At 71.8% G+C, this 18,641-nt stretch carries 14 protein-coding genes; 10 read left to right on the top strand and 4 right to left on the bottom strand.

Features of this window, described 5'->3' with window-relative positions; all coding sequences use genetic code 11:
* Positions 1-5: 5 nt before the first annotated feature.
* Entirely contained in the window at positions 6-1,406 is a 1,401-nt protein-coding gene (locus tag ACWCP8_RS02710; RefSeq protein WP_451113968.1) for an SWIM zinc finger family protein, read from the bottom strand.
* Between the two features lie 128 nt (positions 1,407-1,534).
* Between ACWCP8_RS02710 and ACWCP8_RS02705 the strand changes: the two genes are divergently transcribed.
* From ACWCP8_RS02705 to sucD, 7 genes are all read left to right on the top strand, one after another.
* On the top strand, positions 1,535-2,647 hold the full coding sequence (locus tag ACWCP8_RS02705) for an ATP-binding protein (protein WP_352267852.1): 1,113 nt from the start codon (positions 1,535-1,537) through the stop codon (positions 2,645-2,647).
* Entirely contained in the window at positions 2,644-5,034 is a 2,391-nt protein-coding gene (locus ACWCP8_RS02700; protein WP_451113967.1) for a DUF5682 family protein, read from the top strand. Before ACWCP8_RS02705 ends, ACWCP8_RS02700 begins: the two co-directional genes overlap by 4 nt.
* Entirely contained in the window at positions 5,031-6,263 is a 1,233-nt protein-coding gene (locus ACWCP8_RS02695; protein ID WP_451113966.1) for a VWA domain-containing protein, read from the top strand. The genes ACWCP8_RS02700 and ACWCP8_RS02695 overlap by 4 nt, the downstream gene beginning before the upstream one ends.
* Before the next feature lie 103 nt (positions 6,264-6,366).
* Complete coding sequence (locus tag ACWCP8_RS02690) at positions 6,367-7,443, top strand: hypothetical protein (protein WP_451113965.1); 1,077 nt, start codon at positions 6,367-6,369, stop codon at positions 7,441-7,443.
* Positions 7,444-7,549: 106 nt separating this feature from the next.
* Positions 7,550-8,767 (top strand): hypothetical protein, encoded by a 1,218-nt coding sequence (locus ACWCP8_RS02685; protein WP_352267847.1) that lies wholly within the window; start codon positions 7,550-7,552, stop codon positions 8,765-8,767.
* A gap of 360 nt (positions 8,768-9,127) precedes the next feature.
* Entirely contained in the window at positions 9,128-10,309 is a 1,182-nt protein-coding gene (gene sucC / locus ACWCP8_RS02680; RefSeq protein WP_267002824.1) for an ADP-forming succinate--CoA ligase subunit beta, read from the top strand.
* Between the two features lie 20 nt (positions 10,310-10,329).
* Positions 10,330-11,214: a succinate--CoA ligase subunit alpha gene (gene sucD / locus ACWCP8_RS02675; protein ID WP_451113964.1), complete on the top strand. Its 885-nt coding sequence runs from the start codon at positions 10,330-10,332 to the stop codon at positions 11,212-11,214.
* A 150-nt stretch (positions 11,215-11,364) separates the two neighbouring features.
* Here sucD and ACWCP8_RS02670 read toward each other — a convergent pair whose 3' ends face one another.
* Positions 11,365-12,279, bottom strand: coding sequence for a DNA-directed RNA polymerase sigma-70 factor (locus ACWCP8_RS02670; RefSeq protein ID WP_451113963.1), 915 nt, complete (start codon positions 12,277-12,279; stop codon positions 11,365-11,367).
* A gap of 229 nt (positions 12,280-12,508) precedes the next feature.
* On the opposite strand from ACWCP8_RS02670, the gene ACWCP8_RS02665 reads away from it, so the two are divergent.
* Complete coding sequence (locus ACWCP8_RS02665) at positions 12,509-14,197, top strand: cell division protein PerM (RefSeq protein WP_451113962.1); 1,689 nt, start codon at positions 12,509-12,511, stop codon at positions 14,195-14,197.
* Here the strand turns inward: ACWCP8_RS02665 and ACWCP8_RS02660 are convergent.
* The gene (locus tag ACWCP8_RS02660; protein ID WP_352267842.1) at positions 14,187-15,077 is read right to left on the bottom strand and encodes a hypothetical protein; all 891 of its coding nucleotides are present in this window, start codon (positions 15,075-15,077) and stop codon (positions 14,187-14,189) included. The genes ACWCP8_RS02665 and ACWCP8_RS02660 overlap by 11 nt on opposite strands.
* 358 nt (positions 15,078-15,435) lie before the next feature.
* On the opposite strand from ACWCP8_RS02660, the gene purN reads away from it, so the two are divergent.
* Both purN and purH read left to right on the top strand, forming a co-directional pair.
* Complete coding sequence (gene purN, locus ACWCP8_RS02655; protein WP_267002817.1) at positions 15,436-16,092, top strand: phosphoribosylglycinamide formyltransferase; 657 nt, start codon at positions 15,436-15,438, stop codon at positions 16,090-16,092.
* A complete protein-coding gene (purH, locus tag ACWCP8_RS02650) occupies positions 16,079-17,632 on the top strand; it encodes a bifunctional phosphoribosylaminoimidazolecarboxamide formyltransferase/IMP cyclohydrolase (protein WP_355995837.1) in 1,554 nt (517 codons plus the stop codon). The genes purN and purH overlap by 14 nt, the downstream gene beginning before the upstream one ends.
* 245 nt (positions 17,633-17,877) lie before the next feature.
* Here purH and ACWCP8_RS02645 read toward each other — a convergent pair whose 3' ends face one another.
* The gene (locus ACWCP8_RS02645; RefSeq protein WP_352267840.1) at positions 17,878-18,474 is read right to left on the bottom strand and encodes a hypothetical protein; all 597 of its coding nucleotides are present in this window, start codon (positions 18,472-18,474) and stop codon (positions 17,878-17,880) included.
* Positions 18,475-18,641 lie beyond the last annotated feature (167 nt).

Raw genomic sequence — 18,641 nt, 5'->3', positions numbered from 1 at the left:
AGGGGTCAGATGAGCGGCACGGTCTCGGCCGCACCGTCGTCGGAGCTGTCGGCCCAGGCCGCGAGCGGGTCGAAGCCGCGGTGGCCGCATTCGCCGAAGACCGTGACCGGCGCGCCGCCGGAGATCGCCACGAGCTTCCACAGGCCCGGACGGGTCAGTGCCGACGGGGCGACGGGCAGGGCCGTATCGCCTGCCGCGTCCACCAGCTGCCAGCCGTCGCCCGACGGCACCGGTATGACCCCGCGCAGGGTGACCGGCCAGGACTCCAGCCAGGGGTCGTCCCGAAGGGCCTGCCCGTACGCGGTGACCGCGGCCGTCGCCGTGGAGCCCGGTGGGGGAGCACCGGTCGGCACCGGCGCACCGAACTGCCCGCCCAGCTCCGCCCTCAGCTGCCCGGCCCCTCGATACGGCGTGAGCTCGGCGTCGATGGTGACGCCCACCGGCAGGGCCTGACCGGGGGAGCGCCCGGCCGCCCCGAAGGACAGCAGCAGTGCGGTGCGGCCCGAGTCCCTTCCGTACAGCCAGATCCGGCGCGTGACGATCTTGCCGTCCGGGGTGTCGTACTGGGCGAGGACCAGCCAGTGGTCGCGGACCGGTGGGCCATCGGCGGAGGCCGTCAGCCCCACTCGCGTGCGGACCGTCGCCGCCAGCGGCTCCGGCAGCCGGTCGATGCCCAGCCACGCGGTGTCCAGCAGATGCAGCAGCGCACACTCCTCGAGCAGCCGCACCGGCCAGCCGGGGCCGGACGCCGGGATCGCCCCCAACTCCCGTACCCGGCCTGCCAGTCCCGGCGCCTGGGCGTCGACCATGCGGGCCGCCGTCTCCTCCCACAGCCCGTACCCCGACTGGTCGGCCGCCGCCATGCCTCCGCGCAGCAGATCCGTCAGCCGCTGCTCCAACTCCTGCGCACCGCCGGCGATCCGCTCGGCCCGGCGCTCGGCGCGCCGCCTCGCGGCCGCCGGGTCGGACGGGCCTGCACCGGCGCCGACCGCGCCTCCCCCGGCCGGCTCGGCCGTCTGCGCCGCCCGTCTGCGACGGCCGTCCAGCCACTCCCCGGCCCAGTCCGGCACCTCCGCCGGGCCGAGCACCGCCTCGTCCGACGCCCAGAGCAGCAGCAGCCCCAGCGCGTGCTTGCACGGGAATTTCCGGCTGGGGCAACTGCACTTGTATGCGGGGCCTGTCGTATCGACCACCGTCTGATACGGCTTGCTCCCGCTTCCCTTGCACAGCCCCCACACCGCACCCGATCCGTCGCGGCCCGCGCCGGACCATGGACCGGCCGAACCGAGCCTGCCGCCGGCCTTGCGTGACGACTCGTCAGGAGCCAGGACCAGGACCTGCTCCACCGTCCAGCGCACCACCGGAGCAGCGGTGCGCAAGGGTTCTCCCCCGTGAGATAGCAGCATGGCAACGACGGTAGGGCGCGGCACTGACAATCGCTCCGACCTGCGGAAAGACCGTGGGAAGGGTCGACTGTCAGTGGCATGGTGCACGGTGGGAACCACATCCGGTCGACCGATCTGGAGGGGGATCCATGACCGTGTCCGAAACCACCGCCGGCGTCCGCGCAGAGGCTCTGCGCCCGCATGCCGAGGACGCTTTCGCCGACGAGCTGAAGGCGCTCGCGGCCGCCGACGACCGCCCGCGGCCCGAGCGTTGGAAGCTGTCGCCCTGGGCCGTGGCCACCTACCTGCTCGGCGGCGTTCTGCCGGACGGAGCAGTGATCACACCCAAATATGTGGGCCCGCGCCGCCTCGTCGAGGTCGCCGTGACGACGCTTGCCACCGACCGCGCCCTGCTGCTCCTCGGCGTTCCCGGCACCGCCAAGACATGGGTCTCCGAGCATCTCGCGGCCGCCGTCAGCGGAGACTCGACGCTGCTGGTCCAGGGCACGGCGGGCACGCCCGAGGAAGCCGTGCGCTACGGGTGGAACTACGCGCAGTTGCTGGCGCACGGGCCCAGCCGCGACGCGCTGGTGCCCAGCCCGCTGATGCGTGCGATGTCCGAGGGCATGACCGCGCGGATCGAGGAGCTCACCCGTATCCCTGCCGACGTGCAGGACTCGCTCATCACGATCCTGTCGGAGAAGACGCTTCCGCTCCCCGAGCTGGGCCAAGAGGTCCAGGCCGTCCGCGGCTTCAACGTCATCGCGACGGCCAACGACCGCGACCGCGGGGTCAACGAGCTGTCCAGTGCCCTGCGCCGCCGGTTCAACACGGTCGTGCTGCCGCTGCCCGCCACGCCCGACGCCGAGGTCGACATCGTGTCCCGGCGCGTGGACCAGATGGGGCGCTCGCTCGACCTTCCGGCCGCCCCCGACGGCATGGCCGAGATCCGCCGGGTGGTCACGGTCTTCCGTGAACTGCGCGACGGTGTCACGAGCGACGGCCGCACCAAGCTCAAGTCGCCTTCGGGCACGCTGTCGACGGCCGAGGCCATCTCCGTCGTCACCAACGGCCTGGCGCTCGCCGCCCACTTCGGCGACGGGGTGCTGCGCCCCGGCGATGTCGCGGCCGGCATCCTCGGCGCCGTCGTCCGGGACCCTGCGGCGGACCGAGTGGTCTGGCAGGAGTACCTGGAGACGGTGGTCCGCGAGCGGGACGGCTGGAAGGACTTCTACCGCGCCTGCCGCGAGGTCTCCGCGTGACCGGGGCCGCGCCCGCCGCCGGGCCGCTGCTGCTCGGGATTCGGCACCACGGTCCCGGATCGGCCCGCGCGGTCCGCGCCGCGTTGGACGTCGCCGGACCTCGGGCCGTCCTCATCGAGGGGCCGCCCGAGGGTGACACACTGCTGCCGCTGGCCGCCGACGAGCGGATGCGGCCACCGGTGGCGCTGCTCGCTCACGCGGTGGACGACCCGGGCCGGGCGGCGTTCTGGCCGCTCGCCGAGTTCTCGCCCGAGTGGGTCGCGATCCACTGGGCGCTCCGCCACGACGTGCCGGTCCGCTTCATCGATCTGCCCGCGGCGCACTCCCTGGCCATGACCGACTCCCCGGCCCCGGGTGCGGACCACGACCACGACCGGGCTCAGGCGGGTGACGGCGACGCCGTCGGGGCGGTGGCCGCGCCTCCGATCGACCCCATCGGGGTCCTTGCCGAGGCCGCCGGGTACGACGACCCCGAGCGCTGGTGGGAGGACGTCGTCGAGCACCGCGCACCGGACGGGCGGCTCGTCGACCCGCGGGCCCCGTTCGCCGCGCTCGGCGAGGCGATGACGGCGCTGCGCGAGGTGTACGGGGACGGCGGGCACCCCCGCGACGCCGTTCGCGAGGCGTACATGCGTATCCAACTGCGGGCCGCGAAAAAGGAGTTCGGGGACGATGTGGCCGTCGTCTGTGGAGCCTGGCATGTGCCCGCGCTCGGAGCGAGGACGACCGTCACGGCTGACAGGGCCCTCCTCAAGGGGCTGCCCAAGGTCAAGGCCGAGCTGACCTGGGTGCCCTGGACCCATCGGCGGCTCGCCCGGCACAGCGGTTACGGGGCGGGCATCGACTCGCCCGGTTGGTACGGGCACCTCTTCGGCGCCCCCGACCGACCGATCGAACGGTGGATGACCAAGGTCGCCGGACTCCTGCGCGACGAGGACCGGTTCGTGTCGTCGGCCCATGTCATCGAGGCTGTGCGGCTCGCCGGGACCCTCGCCGCCCTGCGCGGCCGGCCGCTCGCCGGGCTGAGCGAGACGACCGACGCGATCCGGGCCGTGATGTGCGAGGGCTCCGATGTGCCGCTCGCGCTCGTACAGGACCGGCTCATCGTCGGCGAGACGCTCGGAGCGGTGCCGGACACCGCCCCCGCCGTGCCGTTGCAGCGCGACCTCGCCCGGCTCCAGCGCACGCTGCGGCTCAAACCGGAGGCGATGGAGCGCGAGTTGGAGTTCGACCTCCGCAAGGACATCGACGCGGGCCGCAGCCGCCTGCTGCACCGGCTCCGGCTCCTTGCCGTCGGCTGGGGCGAACCGGCCGCCGGCCGGGGGAGCACCGGCACGTTCCGGGAGAGCTGGCGGCTGCGCTGGGAGCCCGAGCTGTATGTACAGGTCGCCGAGGCCGGGATCTGGGGCACCACCGTGCTGACCGCCGCGACCGCCAAGGCCGAGTCGGAGGCCGTCTCGGCGACCGCGCTCGCCGAGGTCACCGCGCTCGCCGAGCGCTGCCTCCTCGCCGAACTGCCCGACGCACTGCCCGTCGTGATGCGGGCGCTCGCCGACCGGGCCGCGCTCGACGCCGACGTCGGCCACCTCGCCGACGCGCTGCCCGCCCTGGCGCGGACCCTGCGGTACGGGGACGTACGGTCCACGGACACGGCGGCGCTCGGCGAGGTCGCGGCCGGGCTCGCCGAGCGGATCTGCGTCGGACTGCCGCCCGCCTGCACCGGGCTCGACGCCGACGGTGCCGCCGAACTGCGCCGCAAGGTGGACGGGGTACACACCGCGATCGGGCTGCTCGCCGGTGCGGTACCGGCGGACGGGCTCCGCGAGCGCTGGACGGCGGTGCTGCACAAGCTGGCCGCCCGGGACACCGTCGCCGGCGTCATCCGGGGCCGGGCGGCCCGGCTGCTGCTCGACGAGGGGCGGCTCGAAGAGGACGACGCGGCACGGCTGATGGGCCTCGCCCTGTCGCCCGGCACGCCCCCGGCCGGCGCGGCGGCCTGGATCGAGGGCTTCGTCGGCGGGGCCGGCGGGGGCGGCATGCTCCTCGTCCACGACGAGCGGCTGCTCGGCCTGGTCGACGCCTGGCTGGCCGGCGTCCCCGCGGACACGTTCACCGATGTACTGCCGCTGCTGCGCCGCACTTTCTCGGCGTACGAATCGGGGGTACGGCGCACGCTGGGCGAGCTCGTACGCCGCGGCCCGGCCAGCGGAGGGCAGGCCGGGACCGTCACCGGAACGACAGCCCCCGGCTTCGGCCCCGCCCTCGACGAGGAACGGGCGGAGGCGGTGGTGCCCGTACTGCGGCTGCTGCTGGGGCTGGACACCGAGGACACAGAGGGCGCCGACGCCGTCGACAACGCCATGGAACCGCTGGGGGCAACAGGATGACGACGGCCACGGACACAGACACATCGAGCACCGGGGCAGGGGCCGGGCGCGGCGCGGCGGACGACGAACGGCTGCGGCGCTGGCGCATGGTGCTCGGCGGGGACAGCGCCGAGACCACCGGCTGCACCCTCACCGGCCGGGACGCCGCGATGGACGGCGCACTGAACGCGCTGTACGGCGGCGGGGGCAAGTCCGGCGGCCGGGGCGGGAGCGACCGCTCGGCCGGGCTCGGCGGCTCCGCCCCCTCCGTCGCCCGCTGGCTCGGCGACATCCGTACCTATTTCCCCAGCTCCGTCGTCCAGGTCATGCAGCGCGATGCGATCGACCGGCTTGGTCTGTCCGCACTGCTGCTGGAGCCGGAGATGCTGGAGGCCGTCGAGGCGGACGTCCATCTCGTCGGAACGCTGCTCTCGCTCAACAAGGCCATGCCCGAGACGACGAAGGAGACGGCACGAGCCGTCGTACGCAAGGTCGTCGACGACCTCGAGAGGCGGCTCGCCACCCGCACGAGGGCCACGCTGACCGGCGCGCTCGACCGCTCGGCGAAGATCAACAGGCCCCGCCACCGTGACATCGACTGGGACCGCACCATCCGGGCCAACCTCAAGAACTACCTGCCGCTTCCCGGCGGGGACGGAGCCGGCACGGTCGTCCCCGAACGGCTCATCGGCTACGGGCGGGCCACGCGGGCGGTGAAGAAGGACGTCATCCTCTGCATCGACCAGTCGGGATCGATGGCCGCCTCCGTCGTCTACGCCTCCGTCTTCGGCGCGGTGCTCGCCTCCATGCGGACGCTGCGGACCAGGCTCGTCGTCTTCGACACGGCCGTCGTCGACCTCACGGACCAGCTCGACGACCCCGTCGACGTGCTCTTCGGCACCCAGCTCGGCGGTGGCACCGACATCAACCGGGCACTCGCCTACTGCCAGTCCAGGATCACCCGCCCGGCCGAGACGGTCGTCGTCCTCATCAGCGACCTCTACGAGGGCGGTATCCGCAACGAGATGCTGAAGCGCGTCGCCGCGATGAAGGCCTCCGGTGTGCAGTTCGTGACGCTGCTCGCCCTGTCCGACGAGGGTGCTCCCGCCTACGACCGTGAACACGCGGCGGCGCTCGGCGCACTGGGCGCACCGGCGTTCGCGTGCACCCCGGATCTTTTCCCGGAGGTGATGGCCGCGGCACTGGAGAAGAGGCCACTGCCCATACCGGACAAGGAGACCCATCAGTAACAAGGGACTTGCGTCAACCCGGGAGGGTCGTGCAAGCATCGTCCCGTCGTCCGCGGAGGACTGCGTTCCGCACCCCGCGCCATCAGGGAGGGCTCACTCCGACGTGACCGCTGCAGCTGTTCGTCCTGCCGCTGACCCGCGCCCGGTGCGCGGGTCGGTCGGCCGGCGTGCGCTGCAGGTGGTGCTGCTCCTCGGCGGACTGCTGGCCCTCGGCCTCATCTTCGGAGCCGAGGCACACGCGGCGCAGGCACCCGTTCCGTCGCTTCCTGCCGCGGGGACGGCAGTTGCGCACGGGGCCGGGACGCAGGACAGGGACGCCGATCCGGCAGCCGAGCCGGTGGACGTCCCGAACGCCGAAGCGGCGACGGGGCTCCCGGATGTCTCCGCCCCGGTGCCGACACACGTTCCGGCCGCAGGGCCGCCGGGCGCGCCGGCTGCTGAAACGCACGCCAGGCCGATGGCCGCTTCCACCGCCGCCGCTTCCACCGCCGCCTCTGCTTCCGCCACTTCGGCTTCCAGTGCCTCCGCGGCTCCCAGCGCCTCCGCGTCCACCTTCTCCGTCTCCGCCACTTCCGCCACGACCTCCGTTTCCACCGACACCGCGACGTCCGTCGCCGTTGCCGGTGCCCGGTCGGTTGTCAGGACGACGCGGGACACCGTCCGGTATCTCGCCCGGCCAGTCGGCGAGGCGGTCGAGGGCGTCGGCACGGCGGTCGACAGCGCTGCCGGGGTGCTCCCGGACCTGTGGGCGCTGCCCGCCCGGATGCTGCTTCCCCTCACAGCCGTCGATCCCCCTGCCGAAGGGCGCCCGGGCCACGGTTCCACCGGCGGCGCCGCGCGCGCTGCCGCACCCGCAGCGCGTCCGGTCTGCGGGTACACCGCTGAGGCCGACCGGGGCTGGAACCTCGTCGCCCTGCTGAACGGCACCTCCGCGAGCGGGACGGACAGCCGAGTACCCGCGCCGCGGTACGGACCGGCGCCCGAGCGGGCGCCCCTCGATCCCCGTGGTGGCTTCGGTCACCCCTCCAGCGCCGAGGCCCATGGGCCACGCGGCGGCGAACAGCACGCCGTTCCGTTCGCGGGCGGTACCTCCTTCGGGCTCATACGCGGTGCCGGTCTTCCGGCGACCGTCGCCCCGATGCGCGACAGCTCCGGCGACATCCTCGAATTCCCCGGCTAGGGCAGGCCGTTCCCCCGCCTCGACCTGCCGCGCGGGGGCGGAACAGGTCTGCCCGCTGTCCGGACGACTCCGGACCGTCGAAACGTATTCGAAGGATCTGACACACATGCACCAGAACATTCGCCGTTCCATAGCAGTCGCCGCCACGGCCACCGGAATGTGGGCCCTCGGGACCGCCGTAGCCAGTGCGGACGAACAGCCTGTCTCCGTTCCGCTCTCCACCCCCGACACCGCGGCCGACGCGGTCGACGGGGTCGCGGAGCTCAAGGACACCGTGCAGACGGAGACCGCCGGGGCGAAGGCAGCTGCCGGCGCCGTGGTCGCGCAAGCGACGTCCGCCCCGGGCGCCAAGGCCACTGGGCAGGTCGGCCGCGTGACGGGCGGCATCGAGCACCAGGTCACCGGCGTCACAGGCAAGCTCACGGGCGCCGTCGACCGCGCCGACGGCGTGGACGTCCAGGACGCACAGGCCGTGCAGGACCTGTCCGGTCTGTCCGGCACAGACGTGCTGCAGGACCTGCAGGGCCTCCCCGGCTACGACGTCCCGGCCGCGCCCGACGCACCGATCGACTACCTCTTCGGCCCGATCGAGCAGATCCCCGGCTACGTGCAGAACACCGTCCCCGGCGCCGCGACCACCGCTCAGGGCACCGTCACGGGCGCGGCCCAGGGCGCTCTCACAGAGGCCGGGCCGGTCGTCGGTCAGACCTCCGACGCCGTGCTCCCGCCCATCGTCGCCGAGGCGGTCTCCGCGGTGCTGCCGGTCGTCGACCAGGCGCTCGGAGATGTCGGCACCCTGGTTCAGGGTGTGGTCTCCGAGGTCGCTCCGTTCGCCGACAGCGTCGTCGAGCAGGCCGCCCTGCCCTTCGTGCACGGCGTCACGGCCGAGGTCCAGCCGCTGACGTACGGCGCGGTCGGCGCGGTGCAGCCGTTTGCCGGGGGTGTTGTCTCCGACGCTCAGCCGTTCGCCGGGAGTGTTGTCTCCGAGGTGCAGCCGTTCGCCGGGGCAGTCGTCTCCGACGTCCAGCCGTTCGCGGGGGGTGTCGTCTCCGGGGTGCAGCCGTTGGCTCAAGGGCTGACCGGGGACGCGGTCGCCCCGTTCGCACAGGGGGTCGCGACCCAGGTGATGCCGCTGGCGCAGGGTGTCGGCGCGCAGGTGCAGCCGTTCGCGGGCGGCCTCGTGGGCACGGCGGGCGGCGAAGCGCGCCCGACCGTCGAGAACGCGGCGCACGGTGCGCAGGGTCTGACATCGATCGCCCCCGACTTCGTCACCGACGCGGTGCCGTCCTTCACCGCTCCGGCGTACCCGGCCCAGGGGATCTGAGACCTCTCGGACCTCTGAGGGCAGTTCCCGGCCCGTCGCCGGGCGGTTCCCCGTCGTGTTCGGACCACTCCGTCCGGACCGCGGGCACCGCCCGGCCCCGGGTCCCCTCTTCCCACCACCGCTCACGTGCCGTTTTGTCCACTGCGACCCGGCTACCAGCGTGATCTGTGACCGTAATCACCGCCCAGGTGTGATCTGCGATTTAGGGTCCTGCGGAGCTCGGGGATAACCTGCGAGATGGACATGCCGCGTACCCGGACACCGTGTGCGCTTTCCTTGTGACAGAGCAGTCACGTTGCCCCTCGCGGCACGCCCACGCTGAAAACGAACCGCGAGACCACTGAAAAGGGACGGACGCGCGTGGACCTGTTCGAGTACCAGGCGAGGGACCTCTTCGCCAAGCACGGTGTACCGGTGCTGGCCGGTGAAGTCATTGACACGCCTGAGGCAGCCCGCGAGGCGACCGAGCGGCTGGGCGGCAAGTCTGTCGTCAAGGCGCAGGTGAAGGTTGGCGGCCGCGGCAAGGCCGGCGGCGTCAAGCTGGCCGCCACCCCCGACGAGGCGGTCGCCCGTGCGACCGACATCCTCGGCATGGACATCAAGGGCCACACGGTCCACAAGGTGATGATCGCCGAGACCGCGCCGGAGATTCTTGAGGAGTACTACGTCTCGTACCTCCTCGACCGCACCAATCGCACCTTCCTGGCCATGGCCTCGGTGCAGGGTGGCATGGACATCGAGGAGGTCGCGGAGAAGACCCCCGAGGCCCTCGCGAAGGTCCCGGTCGACTCCAACACCGGAGTCACGATCGAGAAGGCCCGCGAGATCGTCGCCCAGGCGAAGTTCCCGGCCGAGGTGGCCGAGAAGGTCGCCGAGGTCATGGTGACGCTGTGGGACACCTTCGTCGCCGAGGACGCGCTCCTCGTCGAGGTCAACCCGCTCGCCAAGGTCGCCTCCGGCGACGTCCTGGCGCTGGACGGCAAGGTGTCTCTCGACGAGAACGCCGACTTCCGTCAGCCCAGCCACGAGGCCCTCGAGGACAAGGCCGCAGCCAACCCGCTCGAGGCTGCCGCCAAGGCCAAGAACCTCAACTACGTCAAGCTCGACGGCGAGGTCGGCATCATCGGTAACGGTGCCGGTCTGGTCATGTCGACCCTGGACGTCGTCGCGTACGCCGGTGAGCACCACGGCAACGTGAAGCCCGCCAACTTCCTCGACATCGGTGGCGGCGCCTCCGCCGAGGTCATGGCGAACGGCCTCGAGATCATCCTCGGCGACTCGGACGTCAAGTCGGTCTTCGTCAACGTCTTCGGTGGCATCACCGCGTGTGACGAGGTCGCCAACGGCATCGTCCAGGCCCTGGCGCTTCTGAAGTCGAAGGGCGAAGAGGTCACCAAGCCGCTGGTCGTGCGCCTCGACGGCAACAACGCGGAGCTGGGTCGCAAGATCCTTTCCGACGCCAACCACCCGCTCGTGCAGCGCGTGGACACCATGGACGGTGCGGCCGACAAGGCCGCTGAGCTCGCCGCGGCTGCGAAGTAAGGACGAGGGACTCCAACACCATGGCTATCTTCCTCACCAAGGACAGCAAGGTCATCGTCCAGGGGATGACCGGTGCCACCGGCATGAAGCACACCAAGCTCATGCTCGCCGACGGCACCAACATCGTCGGTGGCGTGAACCCGCGCAAGGCCGGCACGACCGTCGACTTCGACGGCACCGAAGTACCGGTCTTCGGTTCCGTCGCCGAGGCGATGGAGAAGACGGGCGCGAACGTGTCCGTCCTCTTCGTGCCGCCGACCTTCGCCAAGGCCGCCGTCGTCGAGGCGATCGACGCCGAGATCCCCCTCGCCGTCGTGATCACCGAGGGCATCGCTGTCCACGACTCGGCCGCCTTCTGGGCGTACGCCGGCTCGAAGGGCAACAAGACCCGGATCATCGGCCCGAACTGCCCCGGCCTGATCACCCCCGGCCAGTCCAACGCCGGCATCATCCCGGGCGACATCACCAAGCCCGGCCGCATCGGTCTCGTGTCGAAGTCCGGCACGCTGACCTACCAGATGATGTACGAGCTCCGTGACATCGGCTTCTCGTCCGCCGTCGGCATCGGTGGCGACCCGGTCATCGGCACGACGCACATCGACGCCCTGGAGGCGTTCGAGGCCGACCCCGAGACCGACCTGATCGTCATGATCGGCGAGATCGGCGGCGACGCCGAGGAGCGTGCGGCGGACTTCATCGCGAAGAACGTCACCAAGCCGGTCGTCGGCTACGTCGCGGGCTTCACCGCCCCCGAGGGCAAGACCATGGGCCACGCCGGCGCCATCGTCTCCGGCTCCTCCGGCACCGCCCAGGCGAAGAAGGAGGCCCTCGAGGCCGCAGGTGTCAAGGTCGGCAAGACGCCGACCGAGACCGCCAAGCTGGCGCGCGAGATCCTCGGTGCCTGACAGCTGCATCGCAGCTGATCCGCTGTATCGCTGATACTGCGTGTACTGCGCGTACCGCTGTGTCGCGTCACTGCACAGACGGCGCGGGCCCGTATCCCTCTTCAGGGGTACGGGCCCGCGCCGTTTTGATTCGGGGTCCATCCGGGTCGGTCAACGTACTTCCGGGACGAGCCGCGCAGGGCCGTGAACGAGCTCGTCGTCGAGCTTCTTCTGCATGTACAGGTCCTGCGGTGTCAGCTGCTGCGGACCGCCGCGGGGCGGCACGCCACCGACCCGCTCGGCGGGCGACGGCGGTGTCTCGTACCGCGGCGGAGCGGTCACCATGGTGACCGCCGCGAGGCCGACGAGCAGTGCCGTGAGGGCGATGGCCGCCTGCGTCCAGAGCCTGGCCTTGTTCTCGCCGGCGGTGCGGACCGCATGGGGAGTGAGCAGTGGGGCCACGGGCTGGGCGAGTGCGAGCGTGCCCAGCTGTTCGTGCCACAGTGCGGACTCTTCGGCGGGTGAGCGCGGGGTCGCCAACTCGGGCATCCGCTCGGCGACCGCGGCCCGCGCGGTCATCAGCCTGCCCGCCGCCGCCACGGTGCTCGCCTCCGTCTCCGCTGCGGTATCCGGCAGGTCCAGGCCGACACCGTCGTGGAGCAGCAGGGTGCGCCGGTACGTCGGCGGCAGGTCGAGCAGCGCGTCGAGCAGGGCGTGGGAGCGGGGATCGACTTCCGGCTGGGGGTCGGGGTGGCGGTGGGCGCGGCGCAGCCGGTGCCAGGGGGACATCGCGTACTCGTACGCGGCCGCCCGCACCCAGCCGGCCGGATCCCGGTCGACCGCCACCTCGGGCCAGCGCTGCCAGGCCTGCTCGAAGGCCCGCTCGACGGACTCCTTGGCGAGGTTCCGGCGACCGGTCAGCAGATACGTCTGCCGGAAGAGGGCGGTGGCGAGGCCAACGTAGAGGGCATCGAATGCCTCGGCGGGGGTGGGGCCAGGGGAGGTGGAGACCGCGAGGGCTGTGGGAGTGGAGGAGACGGGTGGGATGGGCTGGTCCCGGGTGGTGCCGGGGTCGGTCGGGGCCATGGTGGTGCTCCCGGTGGCTTGGGTTCGGGCGGCCGGAGACTGCGTAGCTCCTAGGAGGAGGGCAGCGGGGAGGGGGTGGCCGCATCGGTGGCGCTGTGAGTCATGAAGGCCCCCTGGCGGACCCGCATTGGGCCGAAAAGTACATAACCGTATATTGAGCGACACAGCGGCTATTCGCCCGTTACACGAAAAAAGTGCGTGTCGTTGGGAGCATTGCGATGTGATCCAAATGACCGAACGCATCCCGTCGTTGTCGGCTGAGCAGGGCCGGTCCGCCGTGCTGGTCTCCGCCTTTCTGCGGGGCGTGCTTGCCGGGGGGCTCGGGCTCGGCTCGCTGGCTGTGCTCGTCATGATGGTGTGGATCAGCTCCCCGTCCTCCGACAGCGGCCCCGGCGGCGCCTTCCACGCCGCAGCGGGGATCTGGCTGCTGGCGCAGGGCGCCGAACTCGTCAGAACCGACACCCTCAGCGGCACCCCCGCCCCCGTCGGTGTTGTCCCGCTGCTGGTCACCGCGGTGCTGCTGTGGCTGGTGCATCGGGCCGCCCGCGATGGGATGGAGCCCGACGACGAGGGGCGCACCCCGCCCTCGGCCGGGAGCGTCTTCTGCCTGGTGACGGGCGGATATCTGCTGGTCGTGGCGGTTGTCGCGTTCTATGCGAAGAGCGGCTCGATGGTGGCGCAGCCGTCTTCGCTCCTGTTCCTGCTGGTTCCCGTGGTGGCGGGTGCGGCGGGGGCAGGGGTGTGGACGGCGGCCGGGCGTCCGGTCGGGCCGCCGTCCTGGGCGCCGGTGCGGCTGCACGAGGCGATGGCGCGGACCCGGTTCGCGGGGCGGGCGGAGGCGGTGTTCCGGTCGGCGGCGGCCGGGACGGCGGTGCTGCTGGGCGGCGGCGCGCTGCTGGTCGCGGCGTCACTGGTGTGGCATGCGGAGCAGGTGCAGGCGTCGTTCCTGGGGCTCTCCGGAGACGGGGCGGGCCGGTCCGCGGTGCTGCTGCTCGCGATGGCGCTCGTGCCGAACGCGGCGGTATGGGGTGCCGCCTATGGGCTCGGGCCCGGCTTCGCACTCGGTACAGCGTCCACGGTGACCCCGCTCGCCTTCACCGGGCGACCGGCGCTGCCGGACTTCCCCCTGCTGGCAGCGGTACCGGCCCATGGCCCCGGGACGCTCCTGAACTGGGCGGCCGTGGCGGTGCCGGTCGCGGCCGGGTTGACGATCGCCCGGTTCACCGGACGCAACGGGGAGGCGTGCAGTCTCTGGGAGACCGCGCTGACGGCTGCCCTCGCGGCGGTGGGCTGCGGCGTCGGGACGGCGGCGCTGGCCGCGGCGGCAGGCGGACCGATGGGTACCGGGGCGCTGGCCGAGTTCGGCCCGGTCTGGTGGCTCACGGGGGCGGCGGCACCGGCGTGGACGGCGTTGATCGGGGTACCCGGGGCGCTGCTGCTGAGGGCCTGGCGGCTGCGACGGCACGGCAGCGGGGCAGGGGAGGCCGGGTCGGTGCCTCCCTCCTCGGCGGATGCGGAGGTTTCGGAGCGGCAGCGGGGTGGTCCGCGGTGGTGGCGCAGGCGTCGGGGCGAGGATGCGGCCAGGGCATCGGAGTCAGGACCCGGCACCGGAACGGGCACGGAAACCGGAACCCGAACCGGATCCCCGGCCGGGGTCGGTTCCGTACCTGTGTCTCCGCCTTCACCACCCTCGACGTCCGCGCCCGTGACCGGTGCGGAGCCCTGGTACGAGGGGGATGCGGGCGCTGAGCCGTACGACTTCCTGCCGACCGACCCGTGGCACGAGCGGGCGGCCGGGGATTCCCCCTGGACCGCCGGGGGTTCCCTCTGGGTATCGCTCTCCAAAGGTCCCGGGACGCCGCCGGCCCAGCCTCCGGAGGCTGGGCCGGCGAGCAGTCCGGAAAGCGCTAGTTCTTGACGCCGAAGAACGGCTCCAGCGGCTTCGGCAGCAGGTCGTTGCAGGCCAGCTGTCCGGACTTGGTGAGAGCGTCGTTCACACAGGTGTAGTAGTCGCGGTAGACCAGCTGCACCGTGAACGTCATTGCGACGATCGAGAGCGCGAGCAGCGCCGTGACGAGACCGCTGATCGCAGCCGTCGTCTGCGGCCTGCCCTGGCCCTGTGCGTACGGGGCGGCAGTCCTGGCTCCGGGAGCCGGGCCCCCGGCCGGAGCGGAACCGGAACCCGTACCGGCAGTCCTGTCGGTGCTCTCCGTCGGCGTTGCACTCCTCGGCTTGGCGCGCAGCGAGCTGATCGACCAGTACACGGCGAGTGCGCCGAGCAGCAGGGCGATCTCCGGGAAATCGAAGATCGCGAAGAAGAAGGCCCACATGCCGGCAAGCAGCGCGTAGCGGGCGCGCCGCTGGGCAGGGTCGGTCGGGTCCCAGCGCAGTCCGCCGGGGCCGCCCTGACCGCCTGGGCCGTTCGGTCCGGCCTGGCCGCCCGGACGGCCGCCGAAGCCGCCGCTCTGGCGGCCCGGCTGGTGGCTGCTCCACTGGCTGCCCCAGACCGGCCGGTCGTCGGACGAGCCGCCCTCGGGCGACCCGTCGCCGTTCCCGTTCGAACCGTTGTCTCCGCTCCCGTTCGCGCCGGGCGACGGGTGGCGCGGCCGCCACGGCTGGTCGGGGCGGTTCTCCGGCGGTGGGGCGAAGGGGTTGTCGTCCTTCTTGTTCGAGGAATCCGACGAATCCGAAGGATCCGAGGAGGAGGAGCCCGTCGGGGACTGGCGTTCCCGCAGCAGCAGTGAGGCCCGCTCGGGCAGCGGGTGGCGGAAGGCGGTGCGGCGGCGTCGGTCCGGCATATGGTGAACGTCTTCCCCATCTCGTCATTTCCGCCCTGACGGACGGTTCGCTGTCCCCTGACGCTACCTCCCGGCCAGGAGGGGCCGAAAGCGGGGAGCGCGGCGCCGGAGGCCGAGATCCGCCGCCCGGACCCCCGCCCTCTGTGATCTCCCCCTCGATCTCCCTTGGATCTCCCCTGCGATCCGGCCCCTCACCCCCGTCCCGTGGGGGTCCCCCGATGTGCCGGTATCGTTGCTGACGGTCGACTCCTTCGTAGAGTTCCCCGTATCGAGGGGCGCGATTCTTTCGTACGACCCTACAAATAACGACCCTACAAACAGCGTCGCTCTGCTTCACCACGCGAGAAAGGGCCCAGCCGTGGCCTCCCCGCCCCCCTCCGCCGCTCCGGCCCGCCTGGTCGTGCTGGTCTCCGGTTCCGGTACGAACCTCCAAGCCCTGCTCGATGCGATCGGCGACGACCCTGCGGGCTTCGGCGCCCAGGTCGTCGCGGTCGGCGCCGACCGCGACAACATCGTCGGTCTGGAACGGGCGGAGCGCGCCGGGCTGCCGACCTTCGTCTGCAAGGTCAAGGACTACGCCACCCGCGAGGAGTGGGACGCGGCGCTCGCCGCCGCCACTGCCGCGCACCGCCCGGACCTTGTGGTGTCCGCGGGCTTCATGAAGATCGTGGGTAAGCGGTTCCTCGCCGAGTTCGGCGGCCGGTTCGTCAACACCCACCCCGCCCTGCTCCCCAGCTTTCCCGGTGCCCACGGGGTGCGTGACGCCCTCGCGTACGGCGCGAAGGTCACCGGGTGCACCGTCCACTTCGTCGACGACGGCGTCGACACCGGTCCGATCATCGCGCAGGGCGTGGTCGAGGTGACCGAAGAGGACACGCCGGAGGGCGAAGCCGCTCTCCATGAACGCATCAAGGAAGTCGAGCGCAAGCTGCTCGTCGAGGTCGTGGGGCGGCTCGCCCGTAACGGCTATCGCATTGAGGGACGAAAGGTTCATCTCGGTCATGTCGGTGAATAAGCCCATCCGCCGCGCCCTGGTCAGTGTCTACGACAAGACGGGGCTCGAAGACCTCGCCCGCGGTCTGCACGAGGCGGGCGTCGAGCTCGTCTCCACCGGTTCGACCGCCGGGAAGATCGCCGCCGTCGGCGTGCCGGTCACCAAGGTCGAGGAGCTCACCGGCTTCCCCGAGTGCCTCGACGGCCGTGTCAAGACGCTGCACCCGCGCGTGCACGCCGGCATCCTCGCCGACCTGCGCCTGGACGCCCACCGCGAGCAGCTCGCCGAGCTCGGTGTCGAGCCCTTCGACCTCGTCGTCGTCAACCTGTACCCGTTCAAGGAGACCGTCGCCTCCGGCGCCTCCGCCGACGAGTGCGTGGAGCAGATCGACATCGGCGGCCCGTCGATGGTCCGCGCCGCGGCCAAGAACCACCCGTCCGTGGCCGTCGTCACGAGCCCCGAGCGGTACGCCGACGTCCTCGCCGCGGTCAAGGCGGGCGGCTTCGACCTGACGACCCGCAAGCGGCTCGCCGCCGAGGCGTTCCAGCACACGGCCGCGTACGACGTGGCTGTCGCCTCCTGGTTCGCGGACGACTACGCCGCCGCCGACGACTCGGGCTTCCCCGACTTCTTCGGTGCGACGTACGAGCGCAGCAACGTCCTGCGGTACGGCGAGAACCCGCACCAGCCCGCCGCGCTGTACACGTCCGGCACCGGCGGCCTGGCCGAGGCGGAGCAGCTGCACGGCAAGGAGATGTCGTACAACAACTACACGGACACGGACGCCGCGCGCCGTGCCGCGTACGACCACGCCGAGCCGTGCGTCGCGATCATCAAGCACGCCAACCCGTGCGGCATCGCGATCGCCGACGACGTCGCCGAGGCACACCGCAACGCGCACGCCTGCGACCCGCTGTCGGCGTTCGGCGGTGTCATCGCGGTCAACCGTCCGGTGACAGTCGCCATGGCCGAGCAGGTCGCGGAGATCTTCACCGAGGTCATCGTCGCCCCGGCGTACGAGGACGGCGCGGTCGAGATCCTCGCCCGCAAGAAGAACATCCGCGTGCTGCGCTGCCCCGACGCCCCGACCTCCACGGTCGAGGTCAAGCCGATCGACGGCGGCGCGCTGCTCCAGGTCACCGACCGGCTCCAGGCCGACGGCGACGACCCGGCCAACTGGACCCTCGCCACCGGTGAGGCCCTCTCCGAGGGCGAGCTCGCCGAGCTCGCCTTCGCCTGGAAGGCCTGCCGCGCGGTCAAGTCCAACGCGATCCTGCTCGCCAAGGGCGGCGCCTCGGTCGGCGTCGGCATGGGTCAGGTCAACCGCGTCGACTCCGCGAAGCTCGCCGTCGAGCGGGCGGGCGAGGAGCGTGCCCGCGGTGCGTACGCCGCTTCGGATGCGTTCTTCCCGTTCCCGGACGGCCTGGAGATCCTGACCGCGGCCGGCATCAAGGCCGTGGCCCAGCCCGGCGGTTCGGTCCGTGACGAGCTGGTCGTCGAGGCCGCGAAGAAGGCGGGCGTGACGATGTACTTCACGGGTACGCGGCACTTCTTCCACTGAGCCGCATGAACGAACGAGCGGCGTGAACGAACGAGCCGCATGAACGAACGAGCGGCGTGAACGAACGCCGAGGGCGCCCCCGGAGCCGGTCTCCGGGGGCGCCCTCGGTGCTGACCGCTGACCGTTCGGGGAGCTGCGCCTGGAGCGGGTCGGTCGGCACCCGGAAAACGCCGAAGGCCGTGAACCCACGCGTGTGCGGGTTCACGGCCTTCTTGTTCCCGTGCGGGAACGACAGACCGGCAGGTTCAGTACTGCGGCTGCTGCTGACGGTTGAACCAGGCGCTGCCGTCGGCCCGCGCCACGAAGACGATGACCAGGATCGCCAGAACCGTGTGGACGAGGCCGACCACGATGAACGGGTAGATGCCGAGAAGCGCGGTGATCGAACCGAAGACAATGGCGGTGATGCGGATTCCGTTGCCGCCCTTGCCGAACTTCACGGCGAGGAACACGGCCAGGACACCCCACAGCAGCACGAGGACGGAGAGGCCCCACAGCGCGCCGCCGGAGTAGTCGGCGAGCTGCTGGAACTGGACGTCCTCCTGGAGCTTCGGGTCGTTCTTGGCGGCGTTCATGGCCACGGCGGAGAGGACGAAGAGGATCGCGCCGATGAGCTGCAGGCCGCCGATCACGTAGAGCATGACGCGGGCGGCCTTGACGCCGCCCGGCATCTCCAGCGGGCCCCCGCCGAAGCCTGCGGCGCCGAACTGCGGGACGGGCGGAGCCGCGGGGTAGCCGTAGCCCTGCTGGGGCACGCCCTGCGGGGCCTGCTGGGGGTAGCCGTAGCCCGGCTGCCCGCCCGGCTGCTGGCCGTAGGGGTTGTTCGGGTCGCCGTTGCTCATGGCGAAATTCCTCCGTTGCGAAAGTGCGGGGACGACGCGGTCCGGGCGGAGGAATCATGCGCAATCAGAACGGCCTGTCCCCCCGGCACTGCCCGCGATACTGCGCGGCTCATCGTGGTCTTGACATCGGCTTTTTGTCCAGTCGATTGCCGTATGTGTTGTGCAAG

This window comes from Streptomyces sp. NPDC002206 (genome assembly GCF_053593595.1).
The sequence above is the reverse complement of the archived record's forward strand: the minus strand, read 5'-3'. Positions and strand labels throughout refer to the sequence as shown.